Annotated in this window: 21 protein-coding genes and 1 pseudogene; 6 read left to right on the top strand and 16 right to left on the bottom strand. The window is 28.0% G+C overall.

Annotation, left to right across the window (positions count from 1 at the left end):
* Positions 1-4 precede the first annotated feature (4 nt).
* The 12 genes from mrdA to CMOL_RS02010 all read right to left on the bottom strand — a co-directional run bounded on the left by mrdA (position 5) and on the right by CMOL_RS02010 (position 10,741).
* Positions 5-1,807, bottom strand: a complete 1,803-nt coding sequence (gene mrdA, locus CMOL_RS02065; protein WP_239820526.1) for a penicillin-binding protein 2 — start codon at positions 1,805-1,807, stop codon at positions 5-7.
* A complete protein-coding gene (locus CMOL_RS02060) occupies positions 1,807-2,292 on the bottom strand; it encodes a hypothetical protein (RefSeq protein WP_239820525.1) in 486 nt (161 codons plus the stop codon). Before CMOL_RS02060 ends, mrdA begins: the two co-directional genes overlap by 1 nt.
* Positions 2,293-2,883 (bottom strand): ribosome biogenesis GTP-binding protein YihA/YsxC, encoded by a 591-nt coding sequence (gene yihA, locus CMOL_RS02055; RefSeq protein ID WP_200283442.1) that lies wholly within the window; start codon positions 2,881-2,883, stop codon positions 2,293-2,295.
* Positions 2,880-3,341 carry an LptA/OstA family protein gene (locus tag CMOL_RS02050; protein ID WP_239820524.1) on the bottom strand — a complete coding sequence of 154 codons (462 nt, stop codon included), beginning with the start codon at positions 3,339-3,341 and terminating at the stop codon, positions 2,880-2,882. The genes yihA and CMOL_RS02050 overlap by 4 nt, the downstream gene beginning before the upstream one ends.
* Complete coding sequence (locus tag CMOL_RS02045; RefSeq protein WP_200283436.1) at positions 3,323-3,838, bottom strand: hypothetical protein; 516 nt, start codon at positions 3,836-3,838, stop codon at positions 3,323-3,325. Before CMOL_RS02045 ends, CMOL_RS02050 begins: the two co-directional genes overlap by 19 nt.
* The gene (locus CMOL_RS02040) at positions 3,829-4,317 is read right to left on the bottom strand and encodes an HAD-IIIA family hydrolase (protein ID WP_239820523.1); all 489 of its coding nucleotides are present in this window, start codon (positions 4,315-4,317) and stop codon (positions 3,829-3,831) included. The genes CMOL_RS02045 and CMOL_RS02040 overlap by 10 nt, the downstream gene beginning before the upstream one ends.
* 2 nt (positions 4,318-4,319) lie before the next feature.
* Positions 4,320-5,159 (bottom strand): septal ring lytic transglycosylase RlpA family protein, encoded by an 840-nt coding sequence (locus CMOL_RS02035; RefSeq protein WP_200283431.1) that lies wholly within the window; start codon positions 5,157-5,159, stop codon positions 4,320-4,322.
* Complete coding sequence (locus CMOL_RS02030; RefSeq protein ID WP_200283414.1) at positions 5,098-6,231, bottom strand: lytic transglycosylase domain-containing protein; 1,134 nt, start codon at positions 6,229-6,231, stop codon at positions 5,098-5,100. Before CMOL_RS02030 ends, CMOL_RS02035 begins: the two co-directional genes overlap by 62 nt.
* On the bottom strand, positions 6,228-7,046 hold the full coding sequence (locus tag CMOL_RS02025; RefSeq protein WP_239820522.1) for a TatD family hydrolase: 819 nt from the start codon (positions 7,044-7,046) through the stop codon (positions 6,228-6,230). Before CMOL_RS02025 ends, CMOL_RS02030 begins: the two co-directional genes overlap by 4 nt.
* A complete protein-coding gene (gene cbrR, locus CMOL_RS02020; protein ID WP_239820521.1) occupies positions 7,037-8,281 on the bottom strand; it encodes a bile resistance response regulator CbrR in 1,245 nt (414 codons plus the stop codon). Before cbrR ends, CMOL_RS02025 begins: the two co-directional genes overlap by 10 nt.
* 79 nt (positions 8,282-8,360) lie before the next feature.
* The gene (locus tag CMOL_RS02015) at positions 8,361-9,884 is read right to left on the bottom strand and encodes an AAA family ATPase (protein WP_239820520.1); all 1,524 of its coding nucleotides are present in this window, start codon (positions 9,882-9,884) and stop codon (positions 8,361-8,363) included.
* Positions 9,884-10,741 (bottom strand): NAD(+) kinase, encoded by an 858-nt coding sequence (locus CMOL_RS02010; protein WP_200283388.1) that lies wholly within the window; start codon positions 10,739-10,741, stop codon positions 9,884-9,886. The genes CMOL_RS02015 and CMOL_RS02010 overlap by 1 nt, the downstream gene beginning before the upstream one ends.
* Before the next feature lie 85 nt (positions 10,742-10,826).
* Between CMOL_RS02010 and aspS the strand changes: the two genes are divergently transcribed.
* The 5 genes and pseudogenes from aspS (at position 10,827) to CMOL_RS01985 (ending at position 15,800) form a co-directional block, all read left to right on the top strand.
* Positions 10,827-12,578, top strand: a complete 1,752-nt coding sequence (aspS, locus tag CMOL_RS02005; RefSeq protein ID WP_239820519.1) for an aspartate--tRNA ligase — start codon at positions 10,827-10,829, stop codon at positions 12,576-12,578.
* Positions 12,575-13,150: an adenylate kinase gene (locus tag CMOL_RS02000; protein ID WP_200283384.1), complete on the top strand. Its 576-nt coding sequence runs from the start codon at positions 12,575-12,577 to the stop codon at positions 13,148-13,150. The genes aspS and CMOL_RS02000 overlap by 4 nt, the downstream gene beginning before the upstream one ends.
* Before the next feature lie 15 nt (positions 13,151-13,165).
* On the top strand, positions 13,166-13,684 hold the full coding sequence (ppa, locus tag CMOL_RS01995; protein ID WP_239820518.1) for an inorganic diphosphatase: 519 nt from the start codon (positions 13,166-13,168) through the stop codon (positions 13,682-13,684).
* Positions 13,685-13,715: 31 nt separating this feature from the next.
* Complete coding sequence (gene msrA / locus CMOL_RS01990; RefSeq protein WP_239820517.1) at positions 13,716-14,219, top strand: peptide-methionine (S)-S-oxide reductase MsrA; 504 nt, start codon at positions 13,716-13,718, stop codon at positions 14,217-14,219.
* A 259-nt stretch (positions 14,220-14,478) separates the two neighbouring features.
* Positions 14,479-15,800 (top strand): annotated as a pseudogene (locus CMOL_RS01985) (Cj0814 family flagellar-dependent secreted protein).
* Here CMOL_RS01985 and CMOL_RS01980 read toward each other — a convergent pair.
* Genes CMOL_RS01980 through CMOL_RS01965 form a run of 4 tightly spaced genes read right to left on the bottom strand, consistent with a single transcriptional unit; the run spans position 15,797 to position 18,923 of the window.
* Positions 15,797-16,675, bottom strand: a complete 879-nt coding sequence (locus CMOL_RS01980; RefSeq protein WP_239820516.1) for an RsmB/NOP family class I SAM-dependent RNA methyltransferase — start codon at positions 16,673-16,675, stop codon at positions 15,797-15,799. The pseudogene CMOL_RS01985 and the gene CMOL_RS01980 sit on opposite strands and share 4 nt — an antisense overlap.
* Entirely contained in the window at positions 16,665-17,045 is a 381-nt protein-coding gene (gene ruvX / locus CMOL_RS01975) for a Holliday junction resolvase RuvX (RefSeq protein WP_239820515.1), read from the bottom strand. The genes CMOL_RS01980 and ruvX overlap by 11 nt, the downstream gene beginning before the upstream one ends.
* The gene (locus tag CMOL_RS01970) at positions 17,042-17,818 is read right to left on the bottom strand and encodes a DNA-processing protein DprA (RefSeq protein WP_239820514.1); all 777 of its coding nucleotides are present in this window, start codon (positions 17,816-17,818) and stop codon (positions 17,042-17,044) included. The genes ruvX and CMOL_RS01970 overlap by 4 nt, the downstream gene beginning before the upstream one ends.
* Positions 17,808-18,923: a divergent polysaccharide deacetylase family protein gene (locus CMOL_RS01965; protein WP_239820513.1), complete on the bottom strand. Its 1,116-nt coding sequence runs from the start codon at positions 18,921-18,923 to the stop codon at positions 17,808-17,810. Before CMOL_RS01965 ends, CMOL_RS01970 begins: the two co-directional genes overlap by 11 nt.
* A 215-nt stretch (positions 18,924-19,138) precedes the next feature.
* Between CMOL_RS01965 and CMOL_RS01960 the strand changes: the two genes are divergently transcribed.
* The gene (locus tag CMOL_RS01960) at positions 19,139-21,064 is read left to right on the top strand and encodes an RNB domain-containing ribonuclease (RefSeq protein ID WP_239820512.1); all 1,926 of its coding nucleotides are present in this window, start codon (positions 19,139-19,141) and stop codon (positions 21,062-21,064) included.

The raw sequence follows: 21,064 nt of genomic DNA, 5'->3' as shown, positions 1-21,064 counted from the left end.
AGGACTATTTAAAATAACCCAAATTTATCATTTTTTGATAAATTTTTGCACTAATTTCTCCAGAAGTAGTATCCCTACCCCCATGTTCAAGCAAAACAGTTACAACATATTTTGGATTTGCATAGGGCGCATAAGAAGTAAGCCAAGCATGGGATCTTGTATAATATTGCAATTGTTTTTCATCCACCCTACTTCGATCCGTTTGAGAAAATCCTACAACTTGTGCAGTTCCTGTTTTAGCAGCTACTTTTACTTTAAGATCATGTAAATAACGATAAGCTGTTCCTCCTTGTTCATTAGCTACAGCATACATCGCATCTCTTATATATGGAAGCTGACTTTTTTCAAATAAAGTAAAAATTTCCTGATTAAAGTGAGTTTTATTTTGAATTTTAGTATTATTATTTTCTATACTTTGCAAAAAATGAGGTAAAACTTGTTTACCTTTGGCAATTTGAGCTGTATATCTTGCAATTTGCATAGGAGTTGCTAAAAAATTTCCCTGCCCTATGGCCGTATTTAAAGTATCGCCTTGAAACCAATTTTGCCCGTACCTTTGCATTTTCCATTCTCTGCTTGGCAAAATACCTACAAATTCATTGGGCAAATCAACTCCAGTTTTTGCTCCAAAACCAATACGTGATAAAGTTTGACTGATTTGATTAATACCAACTTGCAAACCTCCATCATAAAAATAAACATCACAACTTGATTTAATAGCATGTTTTAGATCCACATTTCCATGACCTGATCGATTCCAACAACGAAATAATCTTCCTCCAAGCTCAACACTACCTCCGCAAAAAAATTGAGTAGAAGGTGTAATATTACCTGAATTTAAGAAGGCTAAGGCAACACCCATTTTAACAACCGAACCAGGAGGATAATATCCATTAATAAGTTTATTTGTAAAAGGGTGATCAAGATTATTAGAAAGTTCATCCCAATCTTTGAAAGAAATACCAGTTACAAAAGGATTAAGATCATATTCTGGAAAACTTCCAGCTGCCAAAATAGACCCATCACTAATATCCATAATTATTGCGGCTCCAGCATTATTTTCAAAAAGATTTGTTAGAAAATTCTGCAATTCTATATCAATAGTTAAATGTATATCATTTGAAAGCGGAGGAGTATAAGAAATTTGGGCTACTTCTTGATTTAAAGCATTAACCTTATAAACCTTCTCTCCTTTTACTCCTTGTAAAATGTCATTGTAGTAACGCTCTATACCACTTTTTCCAATAAAATTTGTTAATTTAGAAATTTCATTTTCTTTTATATCTTGTAAATTAGCTTTTCCAACATAACCTATAATATGAGAGGCTAATTTTCCATAAGGATATTTTCTTTGCACAGCAGATTCTATTTTTATATTTTCATCCAAATTAAGCACGGAATAATGTTTCATCATTTCTTGCGCAGGTATAAAATCTACAATTTGTATATAATCTTGATTATAATATGAATCATTTTTCTTGTAAAATTGCAACAATTTTGTAACATTTAAATCTGGAAAAAAACCTTGCAATTTATTTAACTCTTTTTCCAAAATACTGATTTTATTTTTTTTAAGACTTAAATAAGGCTTTAGAGAAATACTATATCCTAAATCATTAACCGCCAAAAGTGTGCCATTTCGGTCAAATATTTCCCCACGTTTTGGTGCTAATAATTGTGTTTTTATGGCATTTTGTTTCGCAAGCTCTTCATAATATACATTAGACTTTATACTTAAATAATAGATTCGACTCAATAAAAAAATAAAAAATAAAAGTATAAATCCAACAACTAAACGCATACGCATTAAATTTTACCCCTAAAAAAGACATAAGCTAAAAAACACTCAATTCCTATGGATATTAAATATCCAAAACTTAATGCTTTAAAATGCTGATTATTCATATAAGAAAAAATAAAATCCAAAAGAAAAATAAAAAAATAAGCACAAAGCACAAATGCAATAGGGATAAATTTTTCTATTTTTAAACTTGTTTTAATCCAATCAGCACAAATATAATAAAAAAGAGCAAATGCAATCCAAGATGAAAAAATAAAGAAATCATAAGTGATATCTGTGAAAAATAAAAAAAATAAAGAAAAATACCACCGAAAATCAAGCTTATTAAAAGTTTTTTGTCTTTGCTCTAAAAGATAAATCATATAACAAAAAAATAAACCATAGAGCAAAGGAGTGTAAGTGAAAATAGAACCTAAAATTTGATATATAATATAAAAAATACCTAAAAATATATATCCACCATTGATACTTACTCTATAATTTTTTATCATTTATAAACCCAAAACTTGATCGATAATTTCATTCTCAAGTCTATCAAGTCCAAATTTATTTAAATTTGAAATTAAAATTGCATCTTGAAAATAATTTTTAAGTTTAGCCTTCTCACTTTGATTTAATTTATCACATTTTGTAAAAACTTTTAAAATTTTTTGATCTGGTCTTATGAAACCTTTTAAATAATCATCCAATTCTTTATCAATTTCTAAGTTAATATGTCTTGCATCAATTAAATGAATAAATAATTTTATAGAAGTTCTTAGCTTTAAAAACTCATCTAAATGAATATTCCATTCTTCTTTTAAATTTTTTGAAACCTTAGCATAACCAAAACCAGGCAAATCCACGAAATAAATATTAAATTTATCTTCATTTTTTTGACACAAAACTTCAAAAAAATTTATTAATTGCGTTTTTCCAGGAGTTGAGGAGCTTTTAGCGAGGTTTTTTTGTTTGCATAAAGAATTAATTAAAGAACTTTTTCCAACATTTGATCTTCCCAAAAAAGCCACTTCGCTAAAATGAGATGCAAAATTGATATCAAATTTTGCCAAAGAGGTAATAAAACGGGCATTAATAATCATTTTTGTTTCAAATCAAATACAAAGCGTGCGGGCTTATTATCTTTGCTTTGTATTTTATAAATATTTTTTTTTCTATCTATAAAAATTTTATTTCCGCAAAGTTTTTGATGATTAATAGGTTCGTTAATATACGCATTTCCATCAATCTCATAAGTATCGTCAATAACATTATAAATTAATTTATCTCCTTCTCCTTTATAAATTTTGCCTTTTAAATTAATTTTAAATTTTGGATTTTGTGTAGCTTCATAGCGTATTGGTTTGCGATTTTTGTCTGTATAGATAATCAACTTTCCAGCATTTAAAATATCTTCCCCTCTTTTAACCTCAACATCGCCACTAAGTGTGCTTTCTCCCTTATTTTCATCGGAATAAAAATTTAAAGCTTTTACTTCAATTTTAGTTGCTAAAGATATGCTAATACAAAAGAATAATAAAATTATTTTTCTTGCAAACATGCATTTACCTCTTGAATTTGCAAAATTTTATTTTTTGTATCATATTGTAAACTTTTTCCATTAACAATATTTCCATTAATTAAACCCTTAAAACCTGTATCTGTGCTTAGAATTTTGCTTTTTGGTTGATACTCTACCTCATCGGCAATAAATTTAACATTATTAGATCCCAAATAGGTAACATTTCCTTCAAATTTTATTTGATCCATATTTTGACCCAAAAGTTCTAATTTATTAGCACTTAAATTAAAATCCAAATTATAATTTGTAAAATTATCAAATTCATCTCTATTAGCATATCTTACCCAAGAATTAGCCTTATAATAAGATTTAATTGCTGTTTGATTCACATCATAAGCTTTTAAATGACTTGCCTCAATATTTTTAAAATTTAAAGAATAAGATTTAGCATCTAAAGAATAAGGATCTTGAAGCCACAAAACCACAAAAGTAATTACAAAAAGAGCGATAAGAATACCAAAACTTTTTATAGCCAAATCTTATTCCAATCTTGTTGCATATTATTCTCTTTCACAATATATTCTATCATTTCTGCTACAGCAGCCTCTCCACCTTTATGCTCTAAAACTATATCAACTTTTAAATCCTTATGAGCATCTTTTGGTTTAAAACTCAACCCTACATTTTCAAGAAGATTTTTATCATTAAAATAATCCCCTATAGCTGCACACTGAGAAAAATCGAGATTTAATTTTTGTAAAATTGTTTTAGCACAAGTTAATTTATCTTTAACTCCTTGAAATAAAAGATCTATTTTTAAATCTTTAGATCTTTTATCCACACAAGGGCAATTTCTACCTGTAATAATAGCGATTTTTTTGCCAAGTCTTAACCAAGCCTCAATCGCCGCACCATCTTTAACATTAAATTCTTTGATAAAATTACCTTCTGAAGTATAGATGATTTTTCCATCTGTTAAACAACCATCTACATCTAAAAAAATTAATTCTATCATTTTTATTCTCTTACTATAAAAGCTCCGGCAAATGCTCCACTTGCAGCAAAATCACGTGCTTCCTCTTCACTTCTAAACCCAGTTAAAAAAACTCGGTTTAAACCATCTACTGCGCTTGTACGTATAGTAGAAGAATAAGTTCTATAAGTTTTATATCTTGAGGCTATAGTTCTTGCTCCTTCTGGATTTTTAAATGCACCAATTTGAACCATAAAATTTCCACCTTCATAAATTTGGCCATTACCTGAAATTTCTCCGCCATTTCCATAATTTATATTAGAATGAACAATATTATTACCAGAATTAGAAGAACCAAATCCTATAACTTCAAGTCTAACAGGTGCCGTTCCGCTATGTATCATATCAATTTGCTTTGCGGCCGCATTAGACAAATCAATAATACGATTATTTACAAAAGGACCACGATCATTTATACGAACAGTAACTTGACGATTATTATTTAAATTTGTAACTTTTAAAATTGTATTCATAGGTAAAGTCTTATGAGCTGCCGTAAATGCATTTTGATCATAAATTTCACCATTTGAAGTTTTTTTACCATGAAAACCTGGCCCATACCAACTAGCAATACCATCAGCAGTTTCTCCAACAGATACTACAGTTGGATAATAAGTTTTTCCATTTATGGTATAAGGCTTCATAGTGCCTTTTCCTCCTGAAGAGCTAGGATTACTTTTAAAATCGTTACTTGGATAATAAACCTGAGCACTACCGCTTGATTCTGAAAGTAAATTTCCTATTCCACAACCTGTAAAAACACTAATTATGGATAAAATTGGAATAATTTTTAGAGTCGCTTTGAGCTGTTTTAATATTTGCATTTTTATTCTCCTTTATTGGTATTATAATTTTTTGATTGATACTTAAACGATTTTTATAAATACGGTTTAATTCTTTAATACTATCTACACTCACACGATGATTTTTAGCTATTTTATATAAAGAATCACCTGCTTTTACAATATAAACTTTAGTCATAGGTATAGTTGTATCAACTTTTGCAAGTTTATTTTCTTTAAAATGTTTATCAAAAAAAGCTACTTTATTTAAAGGAATATACATATAATAACCTTTTCCCGGAGGTGTAAAATTATGTTTAAAATGAGGGTTATACTTTTTAAAAGTAGCAAAACTTATATTTAAATTTTTAGCTATATCTTTTAAAGAAACCGAAGATGGAGCATCCACCTTAATAAAATCATTACTTAAAGTATAATTAACTAAAGATGCATCTTTGGTTAATAAAAAATCTCTATCATTTGCCAAAAATGAAAGTGTTAAAATTTTACGCAAAAAATTTCTAGTTTCTAAAGAAAGATATTTCTTATTTGAATCAAGCAAAACATTTAAATCATCACTCCCAGCTTCTTCAATAGCTTGATGCAATTTTCCATTTCCACAATTATAAGCTAAAATAGCCAAATACCACTTACCAAACTCTGCTTTCATTCTCTTTAAATAATCAATTGCGGCATAAGTTGACTTGACCGGATCTCGTCTTTCATCAACATAAGCATCCACCCTAAGTCCTAAATTTTTAGCTGTAGGCTTCATAAACTGCCAAATCCCAACAGCTTTAGCATTAGAAACACTATTAACTTTTAAGCCGGATTCAACCATAGCTAGGTATAAAATTTCTTCAGGAACTTCCTGTTCGGATAATATTTTTCGGATCATAGGCGTTATTTTAGAAAAATTTTGTATCCCATCGATTAAAGTTTTAGTATGTTTTGATTTTATATCTTGCTGGCTTTGAACAAAAACTAAATTACTAATAAAATTTGATTCAATATCTAAATCTCTTAAAATTTTTATTTGTCTTTCGTAAAATTCGGGAGTATTAATTTGCGCAAAAAGAAAATTAAAAGACAGCAATAATAATATTTTTCTCATAAAGCCCCTTGAAAAAATAATTTTTTGGAATTATCTAAACAAATTTTCAAAAGCTCTTCTCTTGATAAATTTAGAATTTCACTCATTTTATTGGCTACCAATTGAGTTAATAAAGGTTCATTCCTTTTTCCACGATAAGGCTCTGGGGTTAAATAAGGTGCATCAGTTTCAATAAGCAATTTATCCTTTGGAATTCTAGGTAAAATCTCTACTAATTTTTTAGCATTTTTAAACGTTAAAATTCCACCTATTCCAAAATAAAAACCCTCGTTACTAAGACGAAGTAAATGTTCACTTGCATTAAAACAATGCAAAACCCCTCCAACAAGTTCTTTGGAATATTGATGTAAAATTTCGTAGGTATCATTATTAGCTTCTCGTGAATGAATAATTACAGGTTTTTTAAATTCTTTTGCCAATTCAAGTTGAATTTTAAAAAAATGTTTTTGAAGATTTTTTTGATACTCTATCTCTTTTAAATCATCACTTTGAAAACGAAAATAATCCAACCCACACTCACCCACAGCTATGCATTTTTCTTGTTTTAAATATTGTCTTAAAATATTTTCATCAAAATTATCAATTTCATAAGGATGTATTCCAGCTGCAAAATATACTCTATCATATTTTTTTGATAGCTCTGCAGCATAAGGCAAATCTTTAATGTGTGCACCAGGTATGATTATTTTTTCAATTCCATTGTTAAAAGAATGTTTTAAAAGTGCATCCAAATCCTCCTTAAAAACATCGCTATCAATATGACAATGGGTATCGATTATTTTTAAATTATCTTTAAATTCAAGTTCTAAGAACATACTTCCACTCGATCTTTTCCATTAATTTTTGCTTGCTCAAGGGCATTAGATGCTTGCTTGCTCAAGTGATCAAATTTATCTTTGTTTTTACCAAAAGCCACTCCAATAGAAGCGGTAAAAAATACTTCATCTAAATTAATTAAAACTCCAACTTTTTTGATATTAACACGAATACGAGATAAAATTTTAACAGCTTTTTCATGAGAAATATTTTTTAATAAAATGCAAAATTTTTCAGGACTAAATCTTCCTACTATGTCCCTACCTTTGATCTCATTTACAATTTCATTGGCACAAATTTTAATAACCTCATTACCTACATCAAAACCATATCTTTCATTTACAGATCTTAAGTCATCAATATTTAAAAAAGCCAAAGCAAAATCTTCTTCTTTAGTCATAATTTCATTAAAATATAACTCAATATCATCCATTAAGGCTTCATAGTTTTTCACACCTGAAATAGGATCAAGATTATTATAAGTATTTAAAAATTTCATATTTTCCATATAAGTTAAACATCGATCTAATCGAGAATTAAAACTATCTCTTTTAATCGGTTTTATCAAATACTCATTAGCGCCATTTTTAAATAAATCAGCCTCTAAAGTATCATTTTTATCACCTAAAAGTATCACTCCTAGCTCTTCTTCACTAAAACGAGTTCTAACTTCATCCAAAAGTTCGCTTCCACTAATGACTGGCATATTAACATCGGCAATAATAAGGCGTATATCATCATTATCATTTAAATAACTCATAGCCTCTTCTCCATGGGCAGCAGCCAAAACATTAAAACGTCTTTGCGTAAGAATTTTTTTAATCTCATTACGCTCAGGAAGTTTACTTAAAGCTAAAATGATTTTAATTCCAGAATAGTGTTCTAACTTGGATATTGAATTTATAATATCATCGATACAAGTACTACTTTCTTTAAAAATATAACCTAATATATCTTTTTTTAAAAAATCATCTCTTACTTCTTTATCATTATTGGCAGTTAAAACAATCACGGGTAATTTTTTCTCTAAAAGAAACTCAACTACCTCTCCATTTGGAGCATCGGGTAAATATAATTCTGCAAAAACTAAAAAATAATTATTAACAGATAATTCTTTTGCTTCTGTATAACTAAAAACTATATCAACTTCGTAATTTAAAGTTGATTGAATTTTTTTAGCCAAAAGTTTTCCAAGCATTTTATTATGATCAACAATTAAAATTTTTTTATTCATAAATTTAACACACCTTAAAAATTAAAAGCTAATTCTAATGTAAGAATAAAATTATAACATGTTTAAATGAAAAATCCGCTTAAGATTTAAACAAAGTTTTAGCAAATTCTATAGCCTCTTCATTAATCTTTTCTCCGCTTACCATTCTAGCAAGTTCTTTAATCCTCTCTTCTTGGTTTAACTTTTTTACAAAGCTTTCATCACCTTTTTTTTCAACCAAGAAATGATTGTGTGCCCTAGAAGAAAGTTGAGGCAAGTGCGAAATAGCAAAAATTTGATAAAAATTTGAAAGTTCGTCTAAAACCATAGCAATACTCATCGCTTCTTTGCCGCTTAAGTTGGCATCAATTTCATCTAAAAACAATATCCCGCTACCTTGACCTAAAATTTTACATTCTGTTGCTATAAATGCAAGTCTTAAACGATTAAGCTCTCCGGAGCTTAAATTTTTTAAATTAGCAAAGTTAATATTTAAATTAATCTCATCTTTACCCATGGAGGATATTACTTCGCTTTCATCTAAACTTAAAATAGCATCTTTCATATAAAGATTTTTTAAATACTCATTCAAACAATTTTGTAATTTTTCTAAGTTATTTATCCTTGTTTGAGTTAAAATTTTTGTACTTTTTTCTAGTTTGTCTTTTGCTTTTTCAAATTTTTTCTCAAGTTCTTTTTTCTCAAAACTTAAATTCTCATAATGTTCAAGCTCTTGTTTTTTTTGCTTTAAAATTTCTAATGCATTTTCGATACTCCCGTAACGTTTCATTAAAAAAGATAAATTTTCTATCCTATCAAGTATTTTTTCAATATCAAAATCAAAATCTTCTATTTTTTGACTCTCTAAAATCAAACGTAATTCATTTAAACATTCGCTAAAAAAAGTTGGATCTTTCTCACTTAAATTTAAAGCATCAATTACAATTTTTTCTAAATCAAAAATTACACTAGCTTTTTGCCAAGCTTCATCTAATTTATCTTTTTTAGAAAGTTTTTTCTTAAGTATTAATAATTCCTCATATTCCCCTATTTTTGGATTGATACTTTGAATCTTTTCAATTTGAATTTTAGCCACTTCTTTTAATTCTTCGATTTTTCTTTCTTCATCTAAAATTTGATTTAATTCTTCAGATAATCGAGTATAATTATTAAAATCTTCTTTAAATTCACTTAAGAAATTTTCAAATTGGGGATTATTTTGTATCTCCAAAGCATCTAAAATTCTTAAAAATTTTTCATTACTAAATTCATTATTTTCCTTAGCGCTAAGATATTTAATAAAACTTTTACTTAAATTTTGCAAACTTTTTTTAGCAATGCTTTGATTATTAATAAAGTATTTTGTATTTTTTTCTTTTAAAAGCTTAAAAACATTTTCTTCTTCGCTTTCTATTCCATATTCTTCCAAATTCAATTTATCATCAAGCCCTAATTCTACAATTCTTGCTTCGCTATCGCTTATAGCAAAAGCAGATAAAATTCCTTTAAATAATATTGATTTTCCAGCTCCACTAAGTCCAGTAAAAACAGTAAGTCCTTTTGAAATTTCAAGCTTAGCTTCTTTAAAACCTAGATTTTCTTTTATAAAAATTCTATTAATCATCAACTTCCCCAATTTAATTTTTCTTTTAGAATTTGAAAATAATCTCGATTCTCTGGACGAATTAAAGTAACACTCTTGTGACTTAAACCTACTTTAATACTTTTAAAATCATCCATTTTGTAATTTTTTTGTCCATCTATAGAAAACATGCATCCCTTGGCTCTAATTTCTAATTCAAACCCCTTAGGCAAAACTATAGGTCTTTGTGTTAAAGAATGAGAACAAATTGGAGTAAGAATAAATGCTTGAGCTAAAGTATAAACTATAGGACCATTAGCGCTTAAATTATAAGCAGTTGATCCAGCAGGAGTAGAAACAATTAATCCATCTCCGAAATATTCATTAAATTTTTTATCCTGATGATACACCTCAATATATGCCATAGAGGTTTGATCTTCTCTTTTTATTATAATATCATTAAAAGCATAATCTTTCATTTTTTGGCCATTCTTTTGCTTTAAATGAACACTAAGTAAAAAGGGATTTTCTGTTTTAAAATGACCGCAAAAAAAAGATTGAAAAAAATCTTCTGCTTGATCCATTTTAAAATCTGTTAAAAAACCCAAATGTCCAGCATGAATTCCCAAAACGGCTCGATCATATTCCCAAGCTTTACGACATACAGAAATTAATGTCCCATCTCCACCTAAAGAAATAATAAAATCTGAAATTTTAAATAAATCATCAATATCATAATGTGATAAATTTGGCTTTTTAAAGTTTTTTAAAAACAAAAGTTCAACATTATATTTCTTTAAAATGTTTTCTAAAGTAGATATTTCCTCATCAAAATTCGAATTAAAACGAACAACAAGTCCTACTTTCTTAATATTTTTATAATCTATTTTATTCTGCATAAAAAAATTATAACAAAACTTAGCTAAGCAAAAGAATAAAAATACTATAATTTTAAAATAATTATTTTAATTTCAAGGAAAAAAATTGCGTAGTCATTATAATACAGACTTAGGAATTTCCAATGTTGGAGAAACAGTTAGACTCTGTGGTTGGGTCAATAGCTACCGCGATCATGGAGGAGTCATTTTTATAGACTTAAGAGACCGTAGTGGTATTATACAACTTGTTTGCGATCCAAATGATAGCAAAGAATCTCATGAAATTGCTTCGCGTGCTAGAAATGAATTTGTTCTTATTGCTGAAGGAAAAATTCGTCCTCGTGTAGAAGGACTTGCTAATAATAAATTAAAAACTGGTGAAATTGAAGTTGTGGTTAGTAAACTTATTATAGAAAACGAAAGTGCAGTTCCTCCTTTTGCAATTGCTGATGAAAGTGTTAATGAGGAATTAAGATTAAAATATAGGTTTTTAGATTTAAGAAATCCTAAGCTTTATGAAAATTTTTCTTTACGTTCAAAAGCTTGTATAGCAGCTAGAAATTCCCTAGCTGCTATGGGATTTTTAGAAGTTGAAACCCCTATTTTAACTAAAGCTACACCCGAAGGAGCAAGAGATTATCTTGTTCCTTCTCGCGTTCATCAAGGTGAATTTTACGCCTTACCTCAAAGTCCGCAGTTATTTAAACAACTTCTAATGTGTAGTGGTTTTGATCGTTATTTTCAAATCGCAAAATGCTTTAGAGATGAAGACTTAAGAGCGGATCGTCAACCAGAATTTACCCAAATTGATGTCGAAATGAGTTTTTGTGAACAAAAAGATGTTATGGTAGTTGCTGAAACTTTTTTAAAAGATATTTTTAAAGCTTGTGGTAAAGAAATTAAAACTCCTTTTAGGATTATGCAATATAAAGAAGCTATGGAACTTTATGGAAGTGATAAACCCGACTTAAGATTTGATCTTAAGTTTATAGATGTAATTGATATCTTCGCCAAATCTAATAATGAAATTTTTTCAAATATTGCTAAAGACACAAAGAAAAACCGCATTAAAGCTATACGTGTTCCACAAGGAGACACCATCTTTTCAAAAAGACAAATGCAAAGATTTGAAGAATTTGTTCGCAAATTTGGAGCACAAGGCTTAGCCTTTATACAAGTTAAAGAAGATGGCCTTAAAGGTCCACTTTGCAAATTTTTTAATGAATCTGATTTACAAGAACTTAGCAAACGTTGCAATTTGGAAGTTGGAGATGTTGTATTTTTCGGTGCTGGAGCTAAAAAAACTGTTCTTGATTATATGGGAAGATTTAGAATTTTCCTTGCAGAAGAATTAAAATTAATCAATCCAGATGCATTGGAATTTTTATGGGTTGTTGATTTTCCTATGTTTGAACAAAACGACGATGGAACTTATTCGGCTATGCATCATCCTTTTACTATGCCAAAAAATATTGATGAAGAAGATATTGAAGAAATTTACTCCATTGCCTATGATGTTGTTTTAAATGGTGTGGAATTAGGTGGTGGAAGTATTAGAATTCATAAAAATGATATTCAGCAAAAAGTTTTCAAAAAATTAAATATTGACGAAAGTGAACAAAAAAATAAATTTGGATTTTTGCTAGATGCTTTAAGTTTTGGAGCTCCACCTCATGGCGGCATTGCTATAGGATTAGATAGGCTTATCATGCTAGTTACTGGTTCAAAAAGTATAAGAGAAGTTATTGCTTTTCCAAAAACACAAAGAGCACAATGTCTCATGACAGATGCGCCATCAGAGCCAAACAATGAAGCTTTAAGAGAATTAGGAATTAAATTAAGGGAGAATATAAAATGAAAGAATTGTTTTTAATCATAGGAGCACCTGGGAGTGGAAAAACAACAGATGCAAGTCTTATAGCTCAATCAGATATTAACATTACTCATTATTCAACAGGTGATTTATTAAGAGAAGAGGTTGCTAGCGGCAGTGAGCTTGGAAAAACAATTGATAGTTTTATCTCTAAAGGAAATTTAGTACCTTTGGATGTAGTTATAAATACTATAGTCTCAGCACTTAAAAATGCACCAACTCAAACAATCATTATCGATGGTTATCCAAGAAGTATTGAACAAATGACAGAATTTGATAAGGTTTTAAGCTCTCAAAATGAAATAGAACTTAAAGGCGTGATTGAAGTACGCGTAAGCGAACAAGTAGCCAAAGATAGAGTTTTAGGTAGAAATCGTGGAGCTGATGATAATGAAGAAGTTTTTTATAATAGAATGAAAGTTTATACAGAACCATTAGAAGAAATTCAAAAATTTTATCAAAATAAAAAACTTCATTTTATTATTGATGGAGAACGCACAATAGAACCTATTGTTGCAGATATGAAAGAATTGATTAAAAAAATTCAAAGTATTTAAAAAAGGAGAATAAATATGGATTTAAGCAAAATCAAAATTGGAGATATTCCAAATAAAATTAACGCCGTAATTGAAATTCCTTATGGGTCAAATATTAAATATGAAATTGATAAAGATAGTGGTGCTATTATGGTTGATCGTGTAATGGCAAGTGCAATGTTTTATCCTGCAAATTATGGTTTTATTGCAAATACCTTAGCTGATGATGGTGATCCTGTTGATATTTTAGTTTTAAATGAATATCCTATTCAAGCTGGGGCTGTCATTCCTTGCCGTTTAATCGGTGTTTTAATCATGGAAGATGAAAGCGGAATGGATGAAAAACTTTTAGCTGTCCCAAGTTCAAAAATTGATGCAAGATACGATAATATCAAATCCTATACCGATCTACCTCAAGCAACTTTAAATAAAATTAAAAATTTCTTTGAAACCTATAAAATTCTTGAACCAAATAAATGGGTAAAAGTACAAGATTTCAAAGATACAAATGTTGCAATTGAAATTTTAGAAAAAGCAAGTAAGAATTACAAATAAGTCATTAGTCTTTTTTGCTGTTAAGGAAAATATGAAAAGCATTATTTTAGGTGGTGGATGTTTTTGGTGCATACAAGCTGTATTTGAAAAAATTAAAGGGATTGTAGATAGTGAGGTTGGATACACGGGTGGAGCCGAAAATCCAACCTACGAAAGTGTATGTTCTGGCGATGGTAATATTGAAGTCATTAAATTAAACTACAACGATAAAGAAATTTCTCTTATAAAAATTTTGGATATTTTTTTTAAAATTCATGACCCTACTTCTTTAGATAAACAAGGCGCCGATGTAGGAATTCAATATAGATCTGCAATTTTTTATGAAAACGAAAATGATGAAGTTATAATTAAAAAATTTATTGAAAAGATAAAAAACAATTACTCTTCACCAATAGTCACTCAAATTTATAAATTAAACAAATACTATCCTGCGGAATCTTATCATCAAAATTATTTCACAAAAAATCCCAATCAAGGATATTGTCGATTTGTTATTGCTCCAAAATTACAATTTGTAAAAAACGAATTCATATAATTAACTTTTTTATAAATATATTTTATTCACAAAGTTTTCACAATGTGATTTTCTTACTAAATATCTATAAAATAGTATTTCAAGCCTAAAAAAATAAAAAAAATATTTATTGTTTTTTAAGTTTTTTTGTGAATTTAAAATTATATGTGAAAAGTTTAATTCAAAATCATTGTTAAAATTATTTTTAGGAACACTTCTTGCTTATATTATTTTAAGATATTTAGATTGAAGGCAAAAAAATCTAAATTAAGGAATTAATATGAGTATCTTTAGTATCAATGATAACTCAAACTATAATTCTATACTTTCACAAGCAAAAGCTAATAAAGAAAGTAAAGAAAATTCTAAAATAAGTTTTGCTAATGCTTTTTAAAACAAAATGCTAGTAAGTTAAATGAAATTCAAAGTGCAAATTCACAAACTTTAATAAGAAGTGAAGTATTAAATTCTACTAATACAACAAATACTAGCAATAATACTAATTTTAGTATAAGTAGTAAGACAAGTTCTCCTAATTATAATATATCAAGTGAATTTAAAAACTCTATTTATACTCTAAAATATAAACAAGCAGATATAAGTAATAATACAGCCTATGGTTATAGTGTAGATAAAGATGGTTATATGGGAAGTGATTTTAACAAAGCTGCGGGACTTCCTGAAGATTTTAAGATACATAAATCTACTTTGGATGAGATATATAACTTTAATGAAGCACAATATCAAGATATAAAAGAACAGCTAGGAATTTCTCGCTATTTTACTAATATCGATATGGCTGATACCATAAAACAATATTATAATCAATTTAATCAAATTGTTAATCATACTTTTAATGATACCAATAAAACAAGTTTCACTGAAGCAGATATAAATTCTATGCCTAAGGGTTATATTTCTGTTGGCTATAAAGGTTTAGATTTTTCAGATCAATCCAATCCTTATAATGCATTAGGACTAGTTAATCATTCTAACACAAAAGTAACTAATGTTTTTAAAACAGATGATGAATTTCATGAAGCTCAAGCAATACAAATGGGAATGACAGGTATTGATTTTTATCCGCAAAAATTAAATATATCAACTCAAAGTTGATCACAAGGAGCTTTAATGGAAGGTGGATTTAATCCTGATATGTCAGTTTATCCACAAAATGAAGATGGAAGTTATTCTAAAGAAGCTTTGTTTATGAGCTTTTTAAAATCAGAAGGTGGTTATATGGTTGCAGGAAAAAATACAACTATTGCACCGCAAGCAATGAATTATAATCTTAATGTTGCCAAACAAAGTATCCCAAAATACTCTAATGTAGATTTCGATGACATTATGACAGGCAAAGTGGATTTTGCAAGTTTATTAAAAGGTTATGCACAAGATGGCTAGCTTGATGCAGATATATATGCAATGGAAAAAGGAGTTGCTTGGCAAAATACAAGCATAGGTTATGGTGGAGCTTGGTTTGATAATCAGTTTCATCAAGCAAAAGCTAATGGCTGGAAAGCAAGCAGTGAAAGTATAAATTCTTATGTTGGATCTATAATGGATAGATTAAATAATCTTATAGGACAAACTAGGGTTTAGGCTAGTTTTCTAAGTTTAGCTATAAAAAATCCATCATAATCCAAATTTGGAATAATTCTCTTACATTTTGAAATTTCTTTAAAAAATTCACTTTGTGCATCTTTTGCTATAGCATGCTCTAAATTGATATCCAAAATTTCAAGTTTAAATTCGCTTTTCAAAGCATTTTCTATGACTTCTTCATTTTCTTCCTTGGTAAATGTGCAAGTGCTATAAACAAGCTCTCCGCCAACTTTTAAAGCTTTTAAAGCGGAATGCAAAAGTTTTTTTTGTATTTTGGCTATATTTTTTATTTCTTTATAGCTTTTTTCCAAATTAAAACCTATTTTTGCAAAAGTGGAGCAAGGAGCATCAAGCAAAATTTTATCAAATTTTAAAGGACATAATTTTCCTATTGTTTTACCATCCTTCATAAAGCATTTTGCATTTATACCATAATTTTGAAGATTTTTTTGCAAAACAAAAAAACGATCTTTACTGATTTCATTACAAGCTAAATAGCCTGTATTTTTCATAAAATTTGCCAAATTAATACTTTTTCCACCTGGAGCAGCACACATATCTAAAACATTTTGCCCCTCTTTTACATCTAAATTTAAAGCACATAAATAAGAGGAATAATTTTGTATATAAAATTTAAATTCATTAAAAGATTTCATAGAGCTTAAGATATTTTTATCCTCAGCTTTAAACAAATAACAATATTCATTGATTTTTTTCCATTCTAAATTAGCATTTAAAAAATCATTTTCCAATTCTTTAAAATTACATTTTAGAGTATTTAAAAAAATGCAAATATTTTTTTTCTTTTCAAAAGAATTTAAAATTTGAATAAATTCTTTTTCCGTGTAAAGTGCTTTAATTTTAGAGAGCAAAATAATCCTTTATCATAATAAAAGCTGCTAAAGAATCTAATTTTCCGTCTTTTTTTCGAGTATTTGCTCTTTGAAATTTCAAAGCCTCTTTGCTTGTGCCACTCTCATCTACATAAACCACTTCTTTTTCAAATTCAAGCAAAGATACAAAATGTTGGATACGCTTTTTCATTTCATCCTCACTTGAACCCCCTTTTGGAATACCTACGATCAATAAAGAAATATGATACTCTTGTAAAATTTTTTTTATTTCTATGGCAGCTTGGTTACGATTTTTTCTTAAAACAGCATTAAGCGGGAGTGCTATTTTATCGATACAAAGCGCCACTCCAATACGCTTTAAACCTATGTCTAATGCTAGCGCTCTCATTTTAAAACTCTTATTAATAATCCCTCAACGGAAATTTTACCCTCAAGTTCATATTCATAGACTTTTTCACCATAAATTGCCAAAGCTTCATCAATACTAACACCTTTTTTGCAAAAATCTAAAAATTCATCTTGCACATCCTCACAAACTTTTGCAAACTGACCAACAAATTCCTTAAAGTCATAAATTAATTCCGCTTTTTTTTCTTTTAAAAATAAATTCGTTCCGCTACTTTCATTAATCCTATGAGGTAAAACATACAAAGGTTTTTTTAATTCTAAAGCAAGTTTAGCACTTTGCATAGAGCCACTGTTAATATCAGCTTGAGCAACTACAACAGCCTCACTTAAAGCAATAATCAAACGATTTCTAAGTAAAAAATCATACTTTTTAGGAATATAATCTTCTTCATATTCGCTTAGAGCTAAGGCTTCTTGATACATTTGCTTAATAATTTTTTCATTACTCTTTGGATAAATTTGATTTAAGCCATTTGCAAAAATTCCTATTGTATAGGGCATAGCAGCGATACTTGCATTAATATCAACCCCCAAAGCTCCACCACTTACAACACAAATTCCTGAATTTTTAAGCATGCTGGCTAAAGAAAAAACACAATTTTTTGTATAAATACTCATTTTTCTTGAACCAATGATTGCAATTTTGCGTTTTCTTAAAAGCTCTAAATTTCCTCTGTAGTAGAGTTTTTTTGGAGGTTTTTTTAAATCTTTAAAAAAGTCTAGAAAATCGTCGCTTAAAATTTTACTTTCCATAAATTTCACTCAAATAAACCAACTCTACCTTATCAAGTAAATTTTTGCTTTGCTCTAAAGCCTTTAAAGTATTTTTCCTTGGATGACCAATTGCAATAGCAAATCTTTTTTTTTGTGCCAATTTTACAGCACTTTCAAGCTGTTTCTTAACATAGGCTACATTATCTTCATTATCTAAAAAAATATCTCTTTGTATATAAATCATAGCCATTTCTTTAGACACCTTTAAAGCTTTAGAATTTCCTATAGTTTTAGAATCTACAAAAAGTAAATTTTGACTTTTTAAAGCCTTATAAAGATGTTTCATAGCTTTTTCATTGCTTGTAAATAAGCTTCCTGTATGATTATTAATATATTTTAAATTTTTAAAATCTTTTTTAATCTGCGCAATTTTTTTAAAAATTCTTTCCTCGCTATCGTTTGGATTTAAAGTATCAAGTTCTGGTTTATTGTAGTGAATAGCAGCCAAAGGCAAATGCACCATATAAAAATTAAAATCAGAGGCTAATTTTGGAGTATTTGGATGGTTTTTATCTGGTGGAAAAAAAGAAGGATTGAGCTTTAAATTTAAAGCTTTAAGATTTCTTACTTGACTTGCATTTGCCATATCATCAATAATAATAGCAAGTTTTGGAAGATATTTGTCTTTTTTTTGTATCGTTTGAATATTTGTACTTAAATTTTGCTCCATATAACTTGAATTATTTTCTAAAATACTTACATTTTTTGGACTTAAATTATTATCATTATTTAAACTCAAATTGCTCTCTAAAGTGCTATTTTTTTCAAGGCTTACATTTTGTTCAATCATTTTTGTTAAATTGATATCATTATCAATCTTTTGTGCTTCTTGTTCTAAAATAGCTAAACTTTGATTTTTATCTTGATTGTAAAAATCTTCAAATATTTCTATTTTATTTTGGTTTTTATCATCTAATAAAACTAAATTTTCTTGCTGATTATCCTTACTTTTAGCCAAATGATTTGTGACATTTTTAAGTTCTTGATATTTTAATAAAATTCCTAAAGCTAAAGCTATACACAATAAAAAAAGTATAGCTATAATTAAAAATCGTTGTATTTGTATTATTTTTTTCTTAAGCAAAATAAAATCTTATAATAAAATATTTTGATAAAAATTACTTTTTTTAATATTGTATTTAATTTGATAAGCTTCGGTAAAAAAAATATTCATTTTAATTTATCCTATTTATTCTAAAATATCAATGGCAAGTATTATAACAATTAAAGTCTAAAATTCATATTTTTTTTATAAACTTTATGTAAAATTTATCAAAAAATTACAAAAGTATATTTATAATGAAAGAATTTTTAAATAGCCTAAATTATGGAATAAATATTAACCAAATTAATAACGAACACAAACAAATTATAAGAGAACTTCTAGCAAATCAAATTATTAAAGAATATAAAAATAAATTTTATCTTAACAATGGTTTTACTTTTGGAATTCTTGATATTACAAGTAAAGGCACAGGATTTTTAGAATCTTTTGATGAAAGTTTTAAAAAAGATTTGCTTATTGAAAATAAAAATTTAAAAGGTGCGAATTATAAAGATATTGTCGCTGTTAAACTCCTCCCTTTAAAGAGAAAACGACCTAGTGCTAAAGTAATTTTAGTATTAAAACGTGCCAATGAAACCTCAATAGTTATTACTAAAAGATATGGAGAAGCTATACTTGGAATGAATATAAAAACAGGGCTAAACCTTGCTTTAAAAGCTTCACAAAAATCATTAAAAGCTTTACCTTTGGGAACTGTATTAAAAATAGAAAATGAAAATAACAATATCATTGAAGTTCTAGGGCATATTGATGATGAAAGTGTAGATGAAAAAATTTCTCTTGCTCTTTTTAATAAAAATAGCAAATTTAGCGACACTTGCATCAAAGAATCTTTAGCTAATGGCGATAGCGTTGATGCGAGTATGTATGAAAATAGGATTGATTTAAGATCTTTACCATTTTGTACTATAGATCCTATACATGCTAAAGATTTTGATGATGCTATTTATTTTGATGAAAAAAAACGAGAAATTTATATAGCCATTGCAGATGTTAGCGAATATGTCTATGCTTATAGTGCTATAGATAAAGAAGCTAGAAATCGTGGATTTTCAATATATTTTCCACATATTGCTATTCCTATGCTACCTCGGGCTTTAAGTGAAAATATTTGCTCTTTAAAACCTTATGAAGATCGTCTAGCGTATTGTTTTAAAATCATTTTAAACGAAAAAAATGAAGTTATCAAAGAAGAACTTTTTGAAGCAATTATTAACTCAAAACGTCGTTTTAATTACGATGAAGTAGATGAAATTTTATTAAAAAAACCTGATTTAAAAGAACATAATTGGCTTTATAAACTTTTTGAAATTACCCAAATTCTAAGAAAAAAACGTCTTAAAAATGCCTTTGAATTTCGCACTGAAGAACTAAGAATGGTTTTAGATAAAAATTTAAGCCTTGAAAGCACTTTTATAGAAAAAGATACCTTTTCTCATAATCTAATCGAAGATTGCATGCTTTTAGCTAATAAAGCAGCAGCAAAAATCTTAGAAGATATAGGAATTTTTAGAAACCATTTAAGTGCCGATGCCAAAAAAATCGATAAGCTTCTTAATGAATTAATCGAGCTTGGAATTGATGTTAAATTAAAACCTAATCTTCCAGAACTCATACGCGATATCCAATCTTTAGCAGATGAATTAAATTTAAGAGCAGAGGTTGATAAACTTATTATCAAAGCACAAAAAAAAGCGGAATACTCAAGTAAAAATCAAGGTCATTTTGGCTTAGGATTCGAAAAATATTCTCATTTTACAAGTCCTATTAGAAGATATTCTGATCTTATTTTGCATCGCTTATTAAAAGCCAGACAAAAAAAGGATGAAAAGCTTTTTAATTATTTACTTTTAAATATACAAAGTACTTGTGAAAACCTTAGCACCTTAGAAAGAGAAGCTGATAAGGTTGCTTTTGATTTTATGGATAGAAAATTTGCCAGATGGGCGCTTAAAAATATAGGAAAATGTTTTCAAGCTTTAATTATTCAAAATGAAGGGATATGCATTGCTAAGCTTGATGATGAAATTAAAGGAGCAGATATTATCCTTTATGACACCCAGGCCAATCTTTTACAAAGAGTTGAAATTCAAATTATAGAAGCAGATATTGTCATGGCTAAAATTTATGGAAAAATTATCAAAGACTACTTGAGGTAA

Source organism: Campylobacter sp. RM10537 (assembly GCF_022369435.1).
Classification (GTDB): Bacteria; Campylobacterota; Campylobacteria; order Campylobacterales; family Campylobacteraceae; genus Campylobacter_D; species Campylobacter_D molothri.
Note: the sequence above shows the minus strand (reverse complement) of the source record. Positions and strands in the feature narration are given on the sequence as shown.